This window comes from Sporosarcina sp. SAFN-010, from assembly GCF_059415065.1.
In genome coordinates this window covers 308,697-325,502 of record NZ_JBPFDS010000002.1, presented here as the reverse complement: position 1 = coordinate 325,502, position 16,806 = coordinate 308,697, and the positions used below count along the sequence as shown (strand labels likewise).

General features: G+C 39.4%; 17 protein-coding genes and 1 riboswitch. Of the genes, 15 read left to right on the top strand and 2 right to left on the bottom strand.

Going from position 1 to position 16,806, the window contains the following annotated elements:
* Nucleotides 1–32: 32 nt before the first annotated feature.
* From ACR65F_RS04455 to ACR65F_RS04410, 10 genes are all read left to right on the top strand, one after another.
* The gene (locus tag ACR65F_RS04455; protein WP_039042654.1) at nucleotides 33–722 is read left to right on the top strand and encodes a response regulator transcription factor; all 690 of its coding nucleotides are present in this window, start codon (nucleotides 33–35) and stop codon (nucleotides 720–722) included.
* The gene (locus tag ACR65F_RS04450) at nucleotides 700–879 is read left to right on the top strand and encodes a hypothetical protein (protein ID WP_039042655.1); all 180 of its coding nucleotides are present in this window, start codon (nucleotides 700–702) and stop codon (nucleotides 877–879) included. The genes ACR65F_RS04455 and ACR65F_RS04450 overlap by 23 nt, the downstream gene beginning before the upstream one ends.
* Complete coding sequence (locus tag ACR65F_RS04445) at nucleotides 876–3,101, top strand: sensor histidine kinase (RefSeq protein ID WP_440503420.1); 2,226 nt, start codon at nucleotides 876–878, stop codon at nucleotides 3,099–3,101. Before ACR65F_RS04450 ends, ACR65F_RS04445 begins: the two co-directional genes overlap by 4 nt.
* A 418-nt stretch (nucleotides 3,102–3,519) precedes the next feature.
* A complete protein-coding gene (locus ACR65F_RS04440) occupies nucleotides 3,520–4,449 on the top strand; it encodes an NAD-dependent epimerase/dehydratase family protein (RefSeq protein ID WP_440503419.1) in 930 nt (309 codons plus the stop codon).
* Nucleotides 4,450–4,466: 17 nt separating this feature from the next.
* A complete protein-coding gene (locus ACR65F_RS04435) occupies nucleotides 4,467–5,237 on the top strand; it encodes a YveK family protein (RefSeq protein WP_039042657.1) in 771 nt (256 codons plus the stop codon).
* Nucleotides 5,194–5,808 carry a CpsD/CapB family tyrosine-protein kinase gene (locus tag ACR65F_RS04430; RefSeq protein WP_156137935.1) on the top strand — a complete coding sequence of 205 codons (615 nt, stop codon included), beginning with the start codon at nucleotides 5,194–5,196 and terminating at the stop codon, nucleotides 5,806–5,808. The genes ACR65F_RS04435 and ACR65F_RS04430 overlap by 44 nt, the downstream gene beginning before the upstream one ends.
* 20 nt (nucleotides 5,809–5,828) lie before the next feature.
* Nucleotides 5,829–7,295 (top strand): oligosaccharide flippase family protein, encoded by a 1,467-nt coding sequence (locus ACR65F_RS04425; RefSeq protein WP_440503418.1) that lies wholly within the window; start codon nucleotides 5,829–5,831, stop codon nucleotides 7,293–7,295.
* Nucleotides 7,296–7,548: 253 nt separating this feature from the next.
* The gene (locus ACR65F_RS04420) at nucleotides 7,549–8,520 is read left to right on the top strand and encodes an O-antigen ligase family protein (RefSeq protein ID WP_440503417.1); all 972 of its coding nucleotides are present in this window, start codon (nucleotides 7,549–7,551) and stop codon (nucleotides 8,518–8,520) included.
* Between the two features lie 13 nt (nucleotides 8,521–8,533).
* Entirely contained in the window at nucleotides 8,534–9,586 is a 1,053-nt protein-coding gene (locus ACR65F_RS04415; RefSeq protein ID WP_440503416.1) for a glycosyltransferase family 4 protein, read from the top strand.
* 65 nt (nucleotides 9,587–9,651) lie between these two features.
* Nucleotides 9,652–11,040 carry a sugar transferase gene (locus tag ACR65F_RS04410; RefSeq protein ID WP_440503415.1) on the top strand — a complete coding sequence of 463 codons (1,389 nt, stop codon included), beginning with the start codon at nucleotides 9,652–9,654 and terminating at the stop codon, nucleotides 11,038–11,040.
* A 28-nt stretch (nucleotides 11,041–11,068) separates the two neighbouring features.
* On the opposite strand, the gene ACR65F_RS04405 is transcribed toward ACR65F_RS04410, so the two are convergent.
* Nucleotides 11,069–11,272 carry a hypothetical protein gene (locus ACR65F_RS04405; RefSeq protein WP_440503414.1) on the bottom strand — a complete coding sequence of 68 codons (204 nt, stop codon included), beginning with the start codon at nucleotides 11,270–11,272 and terminating at the stop codon, nucleotides 11,069–11,071.
* A gap of 275 nt (nucleotides 11,273–11,547) precedes the next feature.
* On the opposite strand from ACR65F_RS04405, the gene ACR65F_RS04400 reads away from it, so the two are divergent.
* From ACR65F_RS04400 to ACR65F_RS04385, 4 genes are all read left to right on the top strand, one after another.
* On the top strand, nucleotides 11,548–12,237 hold the full coding sequence (locus ACR65F_RS04400; RefSeq protein WP_197054091.1) for a glycosyltransferase: 690 nt from the start codon (nucleotides 11,548–11,550) through the stop codon (nucleotides 12,235–12,237).
* Between the two features lie 33 nt (nucleotides 12,238–12,270).
* On the top strand, nucleotides 12,271–13,647 hold the full coding sequence (locus tag ACR65F_RS04395; protein WP_440503413.1) for a sugar phosphate nucleotidyltransferase: 1,377 nt from the start codon (nucleotides 12,271–12,273) through the stop codon (nucleotides 13,645–13,647).
* 16 nt (nucleotides 13,648–13,663) lie between these two features.
* The gene (locus ACR65F_RS04390; RefSeq protein ID WP_440503412.1) at nucleotides 13,664–14,647 is read left to right on the top strand and encodes a hypothetical protein; all 984 of its coding nucleotides are present in this window, start codon (nucleotides 13,664–13,666) and stop codon (nucleotides 14,645–14,647) included.
* A 275-nt stretch (nucleotides 14,648–14,922) separates the two neighbouring features.
* Nucleotides 14,923–15,008, top strand: a riboswitch (cyclic di-GMP riboswitch).
* A gap of 20 nt (nucleotides 15,009–15,028) precedes the next feature.
* The gene (locus ACR65F_RS04385; RefSeq protein ID WP_082003345.1) at nucleotides 15,029–15,184 is read left to right on the top strand and encodes an anti-repressor SinI family protein; all 156 of its coding nucleotides are present in this window, start codon (nucleotides 15,029–15,031) and stop codon (nucleotides 15,182–15,184) included.
* Between the two features lie 291 nt (nucleotides 15,185–15,475).
* On the opposite strand, the gene ACR65F_RS04380 is transcribed toward ACR65F_RS04385, so the two are convergent.
* Nucleotides 15,476–15,811: a helix-turn-helix domain-containing protein gene (locus ACR65F_RS04380; protein ID WP_039042665.1), complete on the bottom strand. Its 336-nt coding sequence runs from the start codon at nucleotides 15,809–15,811 to the stop codon at nucleotides 15,476–15,478.
* Nucleotides 15,812–16,474: 663 nt separating this feature from the next.
* Here ACR65F_RS04380 and ACR65F_RS04375 point away from each other — a divergent pair.
* Nucleotides 16,475–16,741, top strand: coding sequence for a hypothetical protein (locus ACR65F_RS04375; RefSeq protein WP_440503411.1), 267 nt, complete (start codon nucleotides 16,475–16,477; stop codon nucleotides 16,739–16,741).
* Nucleotides 16,742–16,806 lie beyond the last annotated feature (65 nt).

The following is a 16,806-nucleotide window of genomic DNA, read 5'->3' as shown; positions in this document are numbered from 1 at the left end:
ATAAAACTATCGAGCAAGAAAGAGGTGCTGACATGGCAGCAATGACGATTTTAGTGGCGGATGACGACAAAGAAATCCGTGATGGCATAGAGATCTATTTGAAAAACGAAGGGTATCGTGTACTAAAAGCGGCAGATGGTAGAGAAGCGCTGGATTTACTCGGCAAAGAAGAAGTTCACTTACTCATTCTCGACATCATGATGCCTAACATGGACGGGATAACGGCGACGTTCAAAATCCGAGAAGCCCAAAACGTTCCAATAATTATGCTCAGTGCGAAAGTCGAAGAGTCGGATAAAATCCATGGGCTTTCCGTAGGTGCAGATGATTATGTGTCGAAACCGTTCCAGCCGATGGAACTGATGGCGCGTGTGAAATCGCAGCTCCGTCGTTATGTTCAGCTCGGTACGTATGATGGTGGAACGACGCTTGAAATTGATGGATTGGTGTTGGACGAAGAAGCAAAAACGGTTACTCTCGAAGGTGCGCCGGTCAAATTGACGCCAACCGAATTCAAGATAACAGAGTTGCTTATGAAACATCCTGGACGAGTGTTTTCCATCAATGAAATCTATGAGCGAGTATGGAATGAAGAAGCGTATAATGCTGAAAACATTGTGGCTGTGCACATTCGTAAAATCCGTGAAAAGATAGAAGCCGATCCGAAAAATCCGAGATATATAAAGGTGGTGTGGGGTGTTGGGTACAAAATCGAGAAATAATGTTGCGTTCATCTGGTCAATTGTTTCCATTGTTATTGCATTCGGTAGCATCGCCTATTGCTTCCCGCATATTACCAACATTGCAAGTGACGGCATCGCCCGAACCACCCGAACGGTAACGTACTTCATCCAAATTATAAAAGGAGGCACTGTATGATGAAACGTTACACACCGATAATGATATGGGCAATACTAGTTGCGATTGCGGTTAGCGGACTCGTCACACTAACGAGCAGAGGACCTGAAATAATTTTTAAAAGCTATCCTCAATCCCAACAATTTCAAAATCATCTAACCGATATTTACGACGAACTCGGCCGAACTGTACTGAACCCTGTTGACTTGGAAGCGGTAGAGAAGAAACTGTCCGTCACACCTGCTGAAATCGATGAATACAGGACGTATTACGGCAGCTTGGCAGAACAAATTGATAACATCCAGATACAATACGAAGATCGCATTCGTGAAGCGGAAGCTAAGGCGACAGTCAAACAGGCGCTTGTGGATGAACGAGATGGGTTAATCGAAGATATTCGAAAGAATTTTGAGGATGACACCTATGTGGAAGAGAAGATTTTAAGTGGGAAAAAACGTCAATTGGCACAACTGGTACAGGATTATAAAAGTAGAACCAGTGCCCTAGGTATCCCGATTGTTTATGATTTGACTCCCGTTGAAGGCGGAGACACCCACAAGAAAGGGGAAGTCAACGATTCGTTTGGATATGAACGGATGTTTACTGAGAACACAGGATATTTAAAAGTTGCAGGCTTGAATTCTGATTTATATGGTGGCAACTACGAAGTCTCAACGTATAAAGACGAACTGTATAACGTGGCAGGTGTTGCATTGTCCAGTGAGGACATAAACGCAATTACTCCTTCTTCTATGCTATATAAAGGTACGGTCGCTGTTCCTTCTTCTGTATTCAAACAAGGTGGAGTGCTTTATGAAGAAGTGAAGGACTACAAGTCAATCAAGATTATGCTCATTATGTCAGGGATTGCAAGTATCGGAGCACTCATTGCGCTCTTTACAGTTTGGAAGTTCAAATGGACTTGGTTTGTAGATCTTCCATTTACGAAACGTTATGATTCGCTTCGAATCGATTTGAAGGCTGGGATTTTTCTCATCCTATTGTTAAGTCTTTTGAATTTTTCACGCGAAGTATCTGGAAGACTGAATAACATGGCAAGCGGGGGTTATGCATTCAGTATTCCGAATGCAGTGTTCATCTTCGCCCTGGGTGCAATCGTCATCGCTTTACTTGCGTTCCAAATCGGAAATGCCATCACGCGTTATCAGGAACCGGGTACATTAGAAAATGAATTTAAGAACAGTTACACCATGCAGCTTGTGGCCAGCGTGAGAGAAGTGTTTTTAAACCGGTCCATTGCAATCCAGACCTTCATTTTGCTTTTCGGATTCTTCCTTGCGGGAGTTGGATTTATATTCGGGCTGTTCGAACCTATGCTCCTTCTGATATATGCAGTTTTTGTACTATTTCTAGGGTTTCCTGCTCTGTTCATCTACATTCGCCGCATGGGCTATTTGAGTAGAATCTTGAAGGCAACAGACGATATGGCAGCAGGAAGACTGAACAGTGATATCAAAGTGATTGGTCGTTCTCCTTTAGCTAAACACGCTGTCAATTTAAATAATCTTCGTGAAGGCGTAGAGCAATCAGTAAGCAGCCAAGCGAAAAGTGAGCGCTTGAAAACCGAATTGATCACCAATGTAAGCCATGATTTACGGACACCACTCACATCGATCATTACGTACACGGATTTATTGAAAAACCCGAATTTATCTGATGAAGAGCGGGCGGAATACGTGGATGTATTGGACCGAAAATCCCAACGTTTGAAGACGCTGATCGAAGATTTGTTCGAAGTGTCTAAAATGTCGAGTGGCACGATGGAATTGTACAAACAACGAGTCGATCTCACGCAACTCGTGCAACAAGCAATTGGGGAACATACTGAGAAGATGGCTGAAATCCCACTTGATTTCAGGATTTCAGTACCTGAAGAACCAATGCCCGCCGTCCTCGATGGACAACGATGGTGGAGGATGCTAGATAACCTGATTGGCAACGCATTGAAGTATTCGCTCCCTGGTACACGGGTATTTGTAACGTTGCGTCAGGCTGGTGGTATGGCAGAACTAATCGTTAAAAACATTACAGCGTATGAACTGAATGAGAACGTGGATGAATTGTATGAACGATTTAAGCGTGGAGATGCGTCTCGTCATACGGACGGTTCTGGTCTTGGCCTTGCGATTGCTCAATCAATTGTTGACATGCATGGCGGCACGATGGCGATAGACGTGGATGGAGATTTGTTTAAAGTGACGGTTCGTGTGCCGTTAGCTTGAAAAAACGTTGAGATTACTCGGATATCCAACAGGGTAGCAAAAGATATCCAACCACACAGTTATAGGATATAAAGGATTTGTAAATGAGCATTGCTTTTTAGCGATGCTTTTTTGCATTCCACAAATTAATTAATTCTCATGCATTCTATTAATAACTGTTCATTATAACGAATACATTGGTTCTTAAACTTAAATCCGTATATTTAAATGATCATTTTGTTCTTTATTGAGAATAAACAGTTCCAAATGCCTATTATTAATCACTAGTACGCGTGATATACTCTCAAAAGGATGTTCTTTATAAAGAACGTTTTAATTAGATATTCTTTGGGTGAGTTATAGAATGCGGCGAATACTATACGTTTTCTAGTGAAACTCATAGAGTCTTGATTTTTTGAATGGGAGAGGAGCGAAGTCGATGAGAGTACTGGTTACAGGCGGTGCAGGGTTTATTGGTTCGTATGTTACTGAGGAATTGCTTTCACAGAGTCATGAGGTAGCAGTAGTCGATAATCTTTCGTCAGGTAAAATAAGTCAGGTTCCTGAAGGAGCTGTTCTCTATAAAGGAGATGTGAAGGGAAGGGAATTAGAGGGTTTTTTCTTCGACTTTCAACCGGATTGTGTGATTCACCTAGCTGCCCAAGTTTCTGTAGCCAAATCATTTCAAGCAACGCTTAATGATTGTGAAGAAAATATTATCGGCACCGTCAATGTCCTGGAGGCGTGTGTTAAATATAATGTGAAAAAAGTTGTCTTCTCTTCTACTGCTGCTTTATATGGTAGCCCCAATTACTTGCCACTTGATGAAGATCACCGAATTTCGCCCATTTCTTTCTATGGATTATCTAAAAAACATGCAGAAGAGTATATTAAAATGTTTTCCCTACTGTATGGATTCACATATACAATTTTGCGTTATGCCAATGTATACGGTATGAGACAAAACGCCGACGGAGAAGCTGGCGTTGTATCTATTTTCATTGATAGATTTTTAAATGATCAGCCTTTTGCTGTCCTTGGAGATGGAACCCAGACAAGGGACTTTGTCTTTGTAAAAGATGTAGCGAAGGCAAATGTGGCAGCGTTAACGAGTGGGGAAAATGAGGTGATTAATATTAGTACACAGCAGGAAATTTCTATAATGGATATTGTGAAAAAACTGAATGCAATAAGGGGAGAGAATAAAGAACCTGACTTTCATAACGAAAGGACTGGGGATATTAGGAAAAGTTGTTTAGCAAATAAAAAAGCGGAGGCTGTACTTGATTGGAAACCGTCTTATTCATTTGCAGAGGGGATAAAAGAGACCGTTGAGTATTACGAGAAAGAAATGCTTATACAAAGTTGATGGAAGGAGACGCTGTTATGCAAGGAGAGATGACTCTAAAAGATTTTTTTCAATTAATCAAGAAAAGAATCATTCTGATCAGCGTGACAGCTATTATATTAGTTACACTTACCGCACTCGCTTCTCTTTATATGTTTAAGCCAGTATATGAAGCTAAAGAATATATATTGGTCGGTAACTTACAAAATAAGAACCAAGAAAACTCCTATGAGGAAACACAGAAGATTCCTAGAATGTTGGCATCTACCGTGGATTTCATTAAGAGTCCCGTCGTTTTGAATACGGTGAAGGAAAGACTTGGTTTAATCGGAACGTCATTTGAAGAAAAACTAGCAATTGAAAACAACAAAGACTCTCAAATTATTGTCATCTCCGTTAGTGATCACGAAGAGAAAATGGCGAAAAGTATGGCTAAGACAACAGCCGCAGTTACTGTTGAAAAAATGAATAGCCTTCTTCAATTTGATCAGTTAAAAATCTTAGAAAAAAGTGACGAAGTAATTAAAAAAAATAATGAAACTGCTGCGCTGGCAATTTCTTTAATTATAGGCATATTTGCAGGTATTGGGCTAGCGGTCATTCGTGAACAATTGGACAGTTCCATAAAGCGAGAACGATCAGTTGAGGAGCTATTAGGTGTGCCACTTTTAGGGAGCTTTAAAGGGAAGGCAGAAATCAGAAAGAGCCATAAAGGAATGTATCCATATACACCACGCAATCATGAAGGGAGATCAGTGATTGTTCATGAAAAAGAAGAACAAGTGGATAAAGCAGCTTCCATCTCCTAGAAGATGGATGAGTACAGAACAAATAAGAATGATCAGAATGAACGTTCAGAATGAAATTAGCGATGAAAGAGCGGTTTTAATGGTGACATCTACAGAAGAAAATCAATGGCAATCGATGATTTCTTCAAAACTAGCCTGCTCATTCGCGGAATCTGGAAAAAGAGTTCTGCTGGTGGATGTGAACTTCAATCGACCTAGGATTCATCATCTGTTTGGCATTCAGAACGAGAATGGGCTAAGCGATATATTACGAGGAGAAGCGGGAGAGATTACTAAGGCATTTATAAAGGACTTGGATGTCCTTCCTGCCGGTTCCCACTCGATATACCTTGAAGGTTTGACTGAAATTGAACAGCTACTAGTTGCTTGGCAGCGTATTTATGATGTTGTCATTCTGGAAACACCAGCATTTCTAGATGCTGCGGATTCCCAAGCAATTTCTTTAGCGTGCAGCGGTGTCATCCTAGTTATTCAAGAAGGCCAAACAAAAGAAGAGGATGCTTTGCAAGTGAAGAAGGTATTGAATAGATCCAACACCCGGTTATTAGGAACCATTTATCAAACAAGTTGAAAATTTGTGGGTGAGGATAAATGACTAAAGAAAGAAAGAACTCTATTGGCAAAAATGTGTTTTATCTATTGTATAGTACTGTTTTTTCAAGTGGACTTAACGCAGTGACACTTGTGATTTTAGCGAACTACTTGAACTCACAAAGTTATGGGATGTTCAGCGTTGCTTTAGCTTATGCACTAATAATGGGCTACTGTACGGATGCTGGAATTAGTGTGGCAGTGCTGCGTGAAGGTTCCAAAAAGGAAGTAAGTCTATCTACGTTATTTTCTTCCTTTATTAAAATCAGGCTTGTATTGTTGGGATTTACATTGTTGGGTGGGTTCTTCCTAATCCAATTACTATATCAGAATCAGCCAGAGTTAATGAAGACCACATATTATTTGATGTTGCCCATGGTTACAGGATTGGCTTTACAGAGTATTAGCATCACTTATTTTCAACTAATAGAAGAGATGCAGTATTTAGGATATATCCGTATTTGTTCAGCTGTCCTTCTAGTCAGCTCTGTTTTAACAGGCATGGTGTTATCGTTACATCCATACATGATTTGTCTGTTATATGGAAGCTCCTATTTACTGGCGGGAATTGTAGGAATTCGATTGGTAAGAAAGAGAACTGTAATTCACTTTAAGCAAGCTTTTCATAAAGGGTTGTTAAAGAATGTGTTGTCTTACATTATAAGCGGTTTATTGGTCGTACTTCTCCCTCAGCTTGGACCTATTGTGTTGGAGCGGACATTAACCCTTACGCAAGTTGGGCTATTTGCTGTTGCCTATCGAATTCCTTCTGCGTTATACCAAATCCCAGGTGTTCTTGCAGGGGCATTCTATCCTGCATTATTTAAAAGTTATAGCAGTAAAGGTACTAAGGAGCATTTACAACTAAATATACTGCAACTGAAAATGATGGCCATAACAGGCATGGCAATGACGGTTTCCTTCTATTATATACCGGAAATCCTGATTCGATCATTATTTGGAGAAGAATGGATAGGTGCTTCTAAAGCATTGCAAATAATGTCTTTCTTACTGGTCCTGCAAAGTATTAATGTAGCACTGGCGGATGGGTTGACAACTAAAGCCTTGCATCATCGGAGAACTGCTATTCAAGCGTTTGCACTCCTGTGCGGAATTGGTTTTTATATTGGGTTTAGTCGCCAGTACGGAATTGAGGGAGCGGCATGTGCTGCAGTCGCAATTGAACTCGTATCATTGGCTGGATATTGGTTGTTAAATCCATCAAAGAAAACGTTGGCTGTTAAAGCGTTACTGCCCTATTGTTCGTTCTTTTCTGGTGTGTTTTTAATTATCAATTACTCTTTATCTGCAAATCCAGTGTTAGCCACGTTTTTTCATTTACTATCCATGACAATGATCATACTCATTGATAGGCAGTTAATGCGCAAGATAATGAACCTTATTTTTAAAGATAAAAAAGTAGAAACAGAGACGGTAGAGCGGGGGATTGAGAATGGGATTTCTTAGTACTGTTACTCAAAAACGGCGGCATACCAGTCTGTTTATATTACTTTTCTTCTTTATGCTGAGTAATTATAACGTGTATGTTGGGTTTTATTTAAAACCGTATATGGTCTTTTTAAGTTTGTTTTTGCTCTTTCATCTTTCCACATTCTCTTTCCAGAAAATGTACTCGTTTGAAATTATGTTGGTCTTGTTTTATTTGTTTTATGGTTTTACTGGCGCGTTCTCCGCATATCCATTAGCCAGTATCCGGATTATGGCAGGAATTGCTTTACTAATCGGTTTTTTTTTCATCGTAAAGTTTTTCTTGAAATCGTACTCAAACTTTGCAATACAAGAAGCCATTGGAAAAGCTGGTTTACTGTTTAACACAATCAGTCTTCTTTTATATGCAATTGGTTTGAAAAAAATAGGGTTTCAAGCTGTGGAGGAGATGACCGTCAGTTATGGAGTCCTCTTTGACCGGAGCTATCCACGTCTTGTGGGCCTGCTGCAAGACCCTAATTTGTATGTTTTTTATAATTCACTTTTCTTTGCATATTTTTTAACGAATATGACCAACTGGAGAAACAAAATAGGGTTTGCCTTATGTATGTTCACAACGGTTTTAACTTTTTCACGTGGCGGTATCTTGGCAATGCTCATAATTATTCTGACTTACATGGTTATATGCAATTCTTCAACAAGAAGGCGAACTATGACAACGATGGGACTAATCTTCATAGCAGCAGGTTACATTGCTGTATTCATTATGAAAATCAATATCGGTGGGCTGCTTACGGGAAGAATTACTGACTTTTCGAATGATGGAGGAAGTGGACGATTTGAGCTATGGGGGCGGGCATGGGAATACTTTTTGGCCCATCCTGTTATAGGAATTGGAGCAGATAATTTTATTGAATATAACAAAGTCTATTACGGGGAAAGCCTTTATACGCACAATACGTTATTACAAATCTTATCAGAATCCGGTCTTGTAGGGCTTTGTTTGTATCTACTATTTCTTCTATTAGTTCTTGTCCATCTCATGAAGAGACATGTAATTAAAGAGCATCCTTATTTATTGTTAAGTTTTCTCGCATTTTTAATGCAAATTATGTCTCTATCTTTAATTATCCATGAAGTATTTATTCTGTACCTTGCTATTCTCTCGGTAACTCTGCAAAGGGCAGAGAACGTGCATTTTGAACAGAAACAAAAGGTGGCGACCATTCAACTGACCACCTAGGAGGCTGAACGATATGAATGTGTTATTAATGACGGATAAGCTGATAACAGGTGGAGCTGAAAATTATTTTTGTAAATTAGAAAATATGTTAACACACCCTGAGATTAAATTTTATACGGCAGCTGGAAGTGGCGAGTTGTTCGAGACCATCAACAATAAAGAACAGTTTATTCATCTATCTCGAAATAACCATGTTGCCAACCTGTCAATCATTAGAAGGAATGTATTGGAACACAAGATCGATCTGGTTCATGCAAACAGTCTCCGAATGGTCTTGTACGCTGTGGGATTGCAGAAAGTTATCAAGAAAAGGATAAAAATTATCTACACAAAGCATAATGTCACGATGTTGGAAAAGGGCTATCGTTTTGCGTTTGCACGGTTGTTAAACCGTCATGTCCATCGAATCATAACAGTTAGTGAAGATGAAAGAGAAAACCTTTTGCAACTTGGTATTCAGGCTGACAAGATAACGACCGTTTATAACGGGGTAGACATAAATCAATTTATGTATCACAAAAAAGAGCAAAGAGAAACCTTTAAAGTCGGTATATTGGCGAGGCTATCTCCAGAAAAGAATCATGAATTGTTTCTGGAAATCGCGAAAAAACTTAACTATGACCTCAATATTCAATTCTATATCGGTGGAGAAGGTCCTGAATACAGTAAGATTCTTCAAATGATTGAAGAGTCAGGACTAACTAAACAGGTAAAAATGATGGGCGATATTAAGGAGCCCGTAGACTTTATTCGTGAAATGGATGTACTCCTTTTAACTTCCCATCGCGAAGTATTTCCAATGGTTATTCTTGAAGCGATGGCAGTTGGTACTCCAATCATTTCCGTAAGTGCAGGCGGTATTAAGGAAGCTATTAGTAGTCCGGACTTGGGATTTCTTGTCCCAGACTATTCAGTGGAGAGCTTTTGCAATCACATTACATGGATGAAAGATCATCAAGAGCTAAGAAAGGAAATCTCTGAGGCTGCACGTGATCGTGTACAGAAGAACTTTACTTTAGAAAAAATGATTAGCGAAACAATGAGGGCGTATTTAGTAGAAAGATAGAGATGAAAATTTTCACCGTTTTCTTAAGCGGTCGAAAACGTTACGAATTGGGAAGGGTGGTCGCAATGATCAGAGATAGCGAAAAGCGTTTTGTCAAAATGGCGCTTGTACTATTCGATGTCGTTTTAATTCATTTAGGATATATAACTGCATATTGGCTGTTGAAAGGATCAGTTGCACCTTTGCATGACGCACAAGTAGTAACTTTCATGTCAGCAATAGCATGTTTTGTTTTGTACTTTTTTGGCTTTTACACGGATTTGAAACGAAAGGGATTCAGTCAGATAATCTATACGAATATATTTTCGTTGGGAATTGTGGCATCTTTATTGACCTTGGCTGTCTTATATACACCGATGATGTTTCTATCGCTGGAAGTTGTTATCACCGGTTGTTTTATTCATACCATTTTTTTAATAGGAAGCCGTTTTATTATTTGGAGAGTAATTAAAAAGATTCATGGAATGAAAAAGGTAATGATTTTCGCTAGTGATGAAAATAGTGGAGTTTCCTTAGCTAATAAACTTCTGTCGCACCGTAAGGGATGGTTCGTTGTCAGTGGATTAGTTATTTTAAATGAAAGAAAAAGACTTGAAGACTTTTTAGAAGGGGTCGACGTGTTCCTTATCAGCCCATCAGTTGATGAAAAGCAAAGAAGAGAGCTTGTTAGTCTTTGCATAAAGCATGAAAAGGAGGCATTGATTGTACCTCAGTTCTTCGAATTGTTTATTCACGGGTCCACCTCTCAGCAAGTGGATGATCGATTAGTTCTCTCTATTCCATCGATTAAGACTAGTAGAGGAAAACGTGGTGTTAAACGAGCTTTCGATCTAACTGTATCCTTTTCATTACTCGTTGCGATAAGTCCTGTCATGTGTTGTCTATGGATCTTGATCCCGCTGACATCTAAGGGACCAGCGTTATTTAAGCAAGAGAGGCTGGGGATGAGTGGTAAACCTTATCAAATTTATAAATTCAGAAGCATGGTACGAGATGCGGAAAAAAATACGGGGCCTGTGCTGGCTGTAGAGTATGATCCGAGGATAACGACGGTCGGTAAATTGCTTCGAGCTACGCGGCTAGATGAGTTACCACAGTTATACAACGTCCTGAAAGGAGAGATGAGTCTGATAGGGCCGAGGCCCGAAAGAAAGTATTTTTGTGACCAGTTCCAACAGGAGTTTACAGAATATTCTTACAGAATGAACGTTAAGCCAGGTATAACTGGTCTTGCACAAGTAATGGCGAAGTATACGACAACTCCTGAGGATAAGCTTCGCTTTGATTTGCTGTATATTCGTCACTATTCTTTTGGAAATGATATCAAAATATTACTCCAAACAATTCGGATACTCTTTCAAAGGGAGCAGGCAGAAGGGTTGAAAGTGACAGCCAAACAGGACGAAAAGAAGCTATTGCAGTCGATTGGTCATAACCAGGCTGCTGGCTTATAAAGGGGATATCGAATGAACATTCTATTCATTACTCATCGAGTACCAAAGGTTCCCGGGAAAGGGGATCAAGTAAGAGCTTTTCAACAGATGAAAAGTCTAGTAAGCAATGGGCATACTGTTCATTTTCTATTTCAAGAAAATGACGAGGCACATTGGTGCTGTGCTTCTTCCCTAATAGATGGAAGCCCTGAAGAGAAGGATAGGCTGAAAGCAAAGAATAATCACCTTTCAATCATTAGAAGTTTCCTTCTGAAGGGATATCCGTTAAGTGTATCCCTCCATTCATTTCCGATTTTAACTGTATTCCTTAAAAATATATTAAGCCAAATGCATTATGATGTCATACACATTCAATCTAAAGTACTTCACAACTTTTCTTCCCTGGACATTCCACATTCAACACTTGTGGTTGATTATATCGACGCTATCAGCCTGAATTTGGAAAGGAGAGCTCAGTGGACAAAGAATCCACTTGAAAGATTAGCCGTTGGGGGAGAACTAGGAAGAATGAAAAAGTATGAAAAATTCGTTGATGCACAAGGTTCTAAAGCAATTATCACTTCCCCGGCGGATAAAGAATATCTTCACCCGAAACGCTATGGAGATATAAATGTGGTACCTAACTATATCGATTTATCGTACTTTCATATGAATCGTTTAGAAAATAAAAAGAATGCGTTGGTGTTTACGGGGACGATGAACTATGCCCCGAATGTAGACGCAGCTATAAGACTTGTGAAAGATATCTATCTTCCTCTCAAAGAAAAATTCCCGGATCTGGAATGTTGGATAGTAGGTGCAAATCCTTCATCTGATGTTCAAAGGTTAGGCAAAATTAGTGGTGTCGTAGTAAGCGGCTTCGTGGAAGACATTAGACCATGGCAATGGAAGGCAGCTGTCTATGTTTGCCCACTCCGTTTCGGTGCAGGTCAACAAAACAAAATATTGGAAGCAGCGGCTCTTGGTTGCTCAATTGTTATGAGTACCATTACAAATGCAGGTATTGGTTTTACACATCAGGAAGAGGCACTCGTCTGTGAGGATAATGAAGAGTTTATAACATGTACCGAACAAGTTTTGCGCGACAGGGAATATGCAAATTCTTTAGCCGAGAGAGCGAGGACGTTTGTATCCAATCATTTTTCAGAGCAGATCGTGACGGATCGATTAATCGAGGCGTATAAAGAAACAATCTAGTGTCAAAAAAATTGATGGAATAGGGGAGCTTAAATGGAACTAATCTTACTTTCAGGTGGATCAGGAAAACGTTTGTGGCCACTATCGAATGAGTCAAGATCAAAACAATTTCTGCAAGTGCTCGCTGATGAGAGAGGACAGCTGGAATCCATGGTGCAGAGGGTCTGGAGGCAGCTGGATAAGGCGGGGCTACAACAATCCACCATGATTGCTACAAGCAAATCCCAAGTAGATATGATTCAAAGTCAGATCGGTGCACAAATTCCCCTTATTATTGAACCGGAGAGAAGGGATACCTTTTCAGCGATTGCCTTGGCGGCAGTCTATCTATATTCCGTAAAAGGTGTGGACGTACAAGAAGTGATTGGAGTCCTTCCTGTTGACCCCTTTGTTGAAGAACGTTTTTTTCAGAGAGTGATTGATTTAGAAGATGCATTACTATCTTGTGATGCTGAACTCGCCTTAATAGGGGTAGAGCCCACATTCCCGTCTGAAAAATATGGGTATCTTTCTCCTAAATCAGATGGTCATCAAGGAAGTTACATTGAGATAAGTAATTTTAAGGAAAAACCGTCTAAACAACAGGCGGAAAACTTAATAAAGCAACAGGCGTTATGGAACACAGGAGTATTTGCATTCAAGTTAGAATTTATCCTTTCCATTCTTGAAGAACGGGGCTTGCCAATCCAATACGAGGAATTATATGTACACTATTCACTTCTGCCGAATAGGTCATTTGATTATGAGGTCGTAGAAAAAGCAAATAAAATAGTGGCGATTCCTTATAACGGGTGTTGGAAAGACCTGGGTACTTGGAACACACTCACTGAAGAAATGTGTACAAATCAAATGGGTACTGGAACCATGACTAAGGATTCTACAAATACACATATGATCAATGAATTAGACATTCCAATTATAGCAATTGGTGTTAAAGATCTTATTATCGCAGCGAGCCCTGACGGCATTCTGGTATCGGATAAAAGAGAAAGTCCTCAAGTGAAAGCACTATTAGAAGGTGTTGAGCAAAGGCCGATGTATGAAGAAAGACGCTGGGGATGGTATCGTGTCCTTGACTATACGAAGGTGGAAGACGGGGAAGAGGTTTTGACAAAGCGGATTTGCATAAAAGCCAACAAAAACATTAGCTATCAGAACCATAGGTATCGTCGGGAAATTTGGACCATCATTAAAGGGAAAGGTGAATTTGCCCTTGACGGTGAACTCTATTCTGTAAATGTCGGGGATGTACTTCATATCCCAATTGGTGCTGAGCATGGTTTAAAGGCAATTACAGATTTAGAATTTATTGAAGTTCAATCGGGGACAAAGCTGATAGAAGAGGATATATTTCGCATATACATGGAATGGGATGAGGTGGTGAAGCATTGTAGCGTTGTTGTGAGCTAGGAAAGTAGATGAGTAAATGGAGATTAAAGATGTATGCATAAGATGGATAGCTATAATTGTCATCAGCAGTGCCGTTATCCTTTATTTAATGTTTAACAACGAGATGTGGGGGAGAGCAAATGTGGAGCGAAGTAACCTAAACCTACCGGAGGACACAGTTGCTGTAGAAGATTTTATAACAAATGAGAATGGTCAAACAGAAGATTATTTAAAGGCAATTCAGTCGGCTATTGATTTTTGTGCAACGCAAAAGAAAGAAAAAGTGAAGTTGAAAGCCAATAAAATATATACAATAAAGTCTGGTTTTACCGTGAAGGAAGGGGTAGAACTAGAGTTTGGAAGTAATTCCGTAATCGTGGTGAAAGGGAATTATCGAGTGTTGACGGTTGAAAAAGATGCGGTCATTAGGAATGGGACTATCCAAGTAATGGATCCAACCTTTCAAGCAGAAGTTATATTTCTAAAAGGCCAGGATCAGTATGATGCTACAAATAAAACGCGAGTTGAAAATATGACAATCATTAATAAAAGTAAAAACTACAATGGCACGGGGCTTTCATTATATGCTAAAGGAAAGTGGCACAATATTAGCTTCGTCCAGTTTGAAAATATCTCAATCGTGGGATTTAAAACAGCTATTCAACTAAAAGCAGAGAATCCAGGAGCTGGCACATATAGCTGGATTAATGCTAATCGCTTTGAAAATATGACGATAGATGATTGTGTGTTAGGTATACAAATAATAGGTTCCATGACAATCCCCAACGAATGTTCAGGTAACCTTTTCACGGGATTGCAAGTGCAACTAACCGAGAAAACAAAACAAATAATAAAAGTAGACGGTTCATATAATAAATTTGAAGGAATGGTTTGGGATGCGCAACGTATTAATGGTTCGAATCCACTTGTGCTATTTACAGCTAAAACCGAATACAATAAATTAGATATGAATGTGGCGACTAAATCTTTAAGCGACAAAGGGCAAAATAATCAGTATTAGAGAATAACTTAACACTGTCATTTGAATCTATGCGATATTAGCTTCAATCGACCACCTGCCATCGCGGGTGGATTTTTACATACTAGTGGTTGAGTTAACCTCTATGTCTGAAGGTAACACAAGGAACCGAGATTATACTTAACGCTACAAATAAAGTGCTTAATTAACTGTATTAATGGAACTGTTTGAAAAAAAGTGCCTACCCATTAACATTCGTCAATATTGTCATTTTGAATTTTCCTATATGATAGTGGTAATTAGGTATAAGTACCAAATCATAGAAAAGGCAAACTTACTTAAAAGTAAGGACGCAAAGCTTCAGGTCTAAGGGGAAAGTTGCTATGACGGCTGAGCTACCTATCCTATTAGGGGGATTTTCTGATGAAGAACGATCGAGAGATGTTGGATGGGGAATGGGTGTTCTTGATGAAGAAAGCAAAAAATCTAGGTGTCTCCCCGGAGGAAGTAAGAGAGTTCCTAAAAAATGTGAAGTTGAAGGAAACGAATGATGGATTCCCAAAGGAAAAGGCAAACTAGCAGTCTTATGGAATGCTAGTTTACGTAAAGAGAGAGGTTAAGTCCAGAAATGTAAAATCGATCTTGAAAATAAAAAGTTCGCAATCATTTTGTGGATTTCATCCTTATGAACAATCAGGACTGACATGGTTGGACACCTAAACTACAGATTGCTAAGCTACTTGTGATTACAGCACGCAACCATCAGATTTCACATCACTGCAGCTCCCCTTGCGTTAACAGAACAGCTACTTCTAACTTTAGACACACACCATAAGGATAATAATCATAAGGGACTCACGATAATAGACGTTAGTTATTATCGTGGGTAGACTTCTGCCATTTTTGGAATTCCAAATACTGTTTGAACTGCTCTTTGCTAATTCCAGAATCCATTGCCTCTTTGGCTAACTCTAGCCACTCAATGTCCAAATCCTCTTCTTGAGCCTCATCTTCAAGAATTAACTTCTCAACACTGACATCTAGAACTGCAGCTATTTTGTTTAAAAATTGAATAGAAGGATTTAATTGTAGTTGTCGCTCGACTGAAGAGATATAGGATTTTGCTACACCAGCTCGATTTGCTAATTCAGTTAACGACAATCCTTTTATCATCCGAAGTTCGCGAATTCGCTTTCCGATAGACATTATAATCACCCTTAGTTATGCAAAAACTAAATTTTATCACTAGCATCGCATGAATTTTACGTACAGGACTTGCAATAATCAGGTTTATTAAATAAAGAAGTATGGTATAAAAACCTATTGAAATGGGTCTATGGTATTTGTTTATGGTTATGACTATAAAGTACCAATTCGAAGCTATGACTTTACAAAAACCATGTGAACTGTGATTATTCCCTGTTCTTGTTAAAGAACAGGGGATGCACATCGTTTAAAACTACTATACAAAGAAGATGCACCTGCTGTCAATTTGAACATTTCACAGAAGGCTGTGTAGCGTTCGATGAGTAGTATGGCGAGAGTACGTAGGTGAGAGCAGCATAGATTACCAATGGGAGATTGGTCTTGCGAATTCAGCATTTCTTAAAATGAATCCAAAAAACTTACTATATTTGGAGGATGGAGTACTATGGAATTGTACAAGCAGTCTGTTAATATTTTGTAGCATGTGTAACAAGCAATTGAAATAAAAGGTGAAGCGATGGTCCGTATGCCGTTAGCTTAACTGGACGATAATGAGAGGGGGGTAGTATACAGTTTTTTGTGTTTGAACTTATATATTATAGGGAATTATAATTAGATAACTGGAGTAGTTAGCTTAACTAAGTTGAAGAGGGGGAGTATGGAATGACCATTAAAGACGGGAAATATCCAAACAAAGAAGACTTGGAACCCAAAGTGCCGAAACAAGGGAAACCAGCAGGACCTGCGGATGAGTTACCATTGTCGGATCCTGCCGATTCGAATTTCACCCAGGAGTTTCTGGAAAACGAACGCGAAAAAACAGGGGAGCATGCGCCTTCTGTATTTAGGGAAAGTGAAGAGAAGTCCTCTGAACGTAATCATAATGAAAAAGCCCACACGGAATGGAACGAATCTAAACGCAACACATAAGCCAGCTGACGCAACCAGTCAGCTGGTTTTCTAATGCTTAGCTTATTAACCGCATAGGTCAATTT

Coding starts and splice junctions, on each gene's coding strand:
- ACR65F_RS04455 (WP_039042654.1), top strand. CDS start 33: ATGGCAGCAATGACGATTTTAGTGGCGGATGACGACAAAGAAATCCGT.
- ACR65F_RS04445 (WP_440503420.1), top strand. CDS start 876: ATGATGAAACGTTACACACCGATAATGATATGGGCAATACTAGTTGCG.
- ACR65F_RS04440 (WP_440503419.1), top strand. CDS start 3,520: ATGAGAGTACTGGTTACAGGCGGTGCAGGGTTTATTGGTTCGTATGTT.
- ACR65F_RS04435 (WP_039042657.1), top strand. CDS start 4,467: ATGCAAGGAGAGATGACTCTAAAAGATTTTTTTCAATTAATCAAGAAA.
- ACR65F_RS04430 (WP_156137935.1), top strand. CDS start 5,194: ATGAAAAAGAAGAACAAGTGGATAAAGCAGCTTCCATCTCCTAGAAGA.
- ACR65F_RS04425 (WP_440503418.1), top strand. CDS start 5,829: ATGACTAAAGAAAGAAAGAACTCTATTGGCAAAAATGTGTTTTATCTA.
- ACR65F_RS04420 (WP_440503417.1), top strand. CDS start 7,549: ATGGCAGGAATTGCTTTACTAATCGGTTTTTTTTTCATCGTAAAGTTT.
- ACR65F_RS04415 (WP_440503416.1), top strand. CDS start 8,534: ATGAATGTGTTATTAATGACGGATAAGCTGATAACAGGTGGAGCTGAA.
- ACR65F_RS04410 (WP_440503415.1), top strand. CDS start 9,652: ATGATCAGAGATAGCGAAAAGCGTTTTGTCAAAATGGCGCTTGTACTA.
- ACR65F_RS04400 (WP_197054091.1), top strand. CDS start 11,548: ATGAAAAAGTATGAAAAATTCGTTGATGCACAAGGTTCTAAAGCAATT.
- ACR65F_RS04395 (WP_440503413.1), top strand. CDS start 12,271: ATGGAACTAATCTTACTTTCAGGTGGATCAGGAAAACGTTTGTGGCCA.
- ACR65F_RS04390 (WP_440503412.1), top strand. CDS start 13,664: ATGGAGATTAAAGATGTATGCATAAGATGGATAGCTATAATTGTCATC.
- ACR65F_RS04385 (WP_082003345.1), top strand. CDS start 15,029: ATGAAGAACGATCGAGAGATGTTGGATGGGGAATGGGTGTTCTTGATG.
- ACR65F_RS04380 (WP_039042665.1), bottom strand. CDS start 15,811: ATGTCTATCGGAAAGCGAATTCGCGAACTTCGGATGATAAAAGGATTG.
- ACR65F_RS04375 (WP_440503411.1), top strand. CDS start 16,475: ATGACCATTAAAGACGGGAAATATCCAAACAAAGAAGACTTGGAACCC.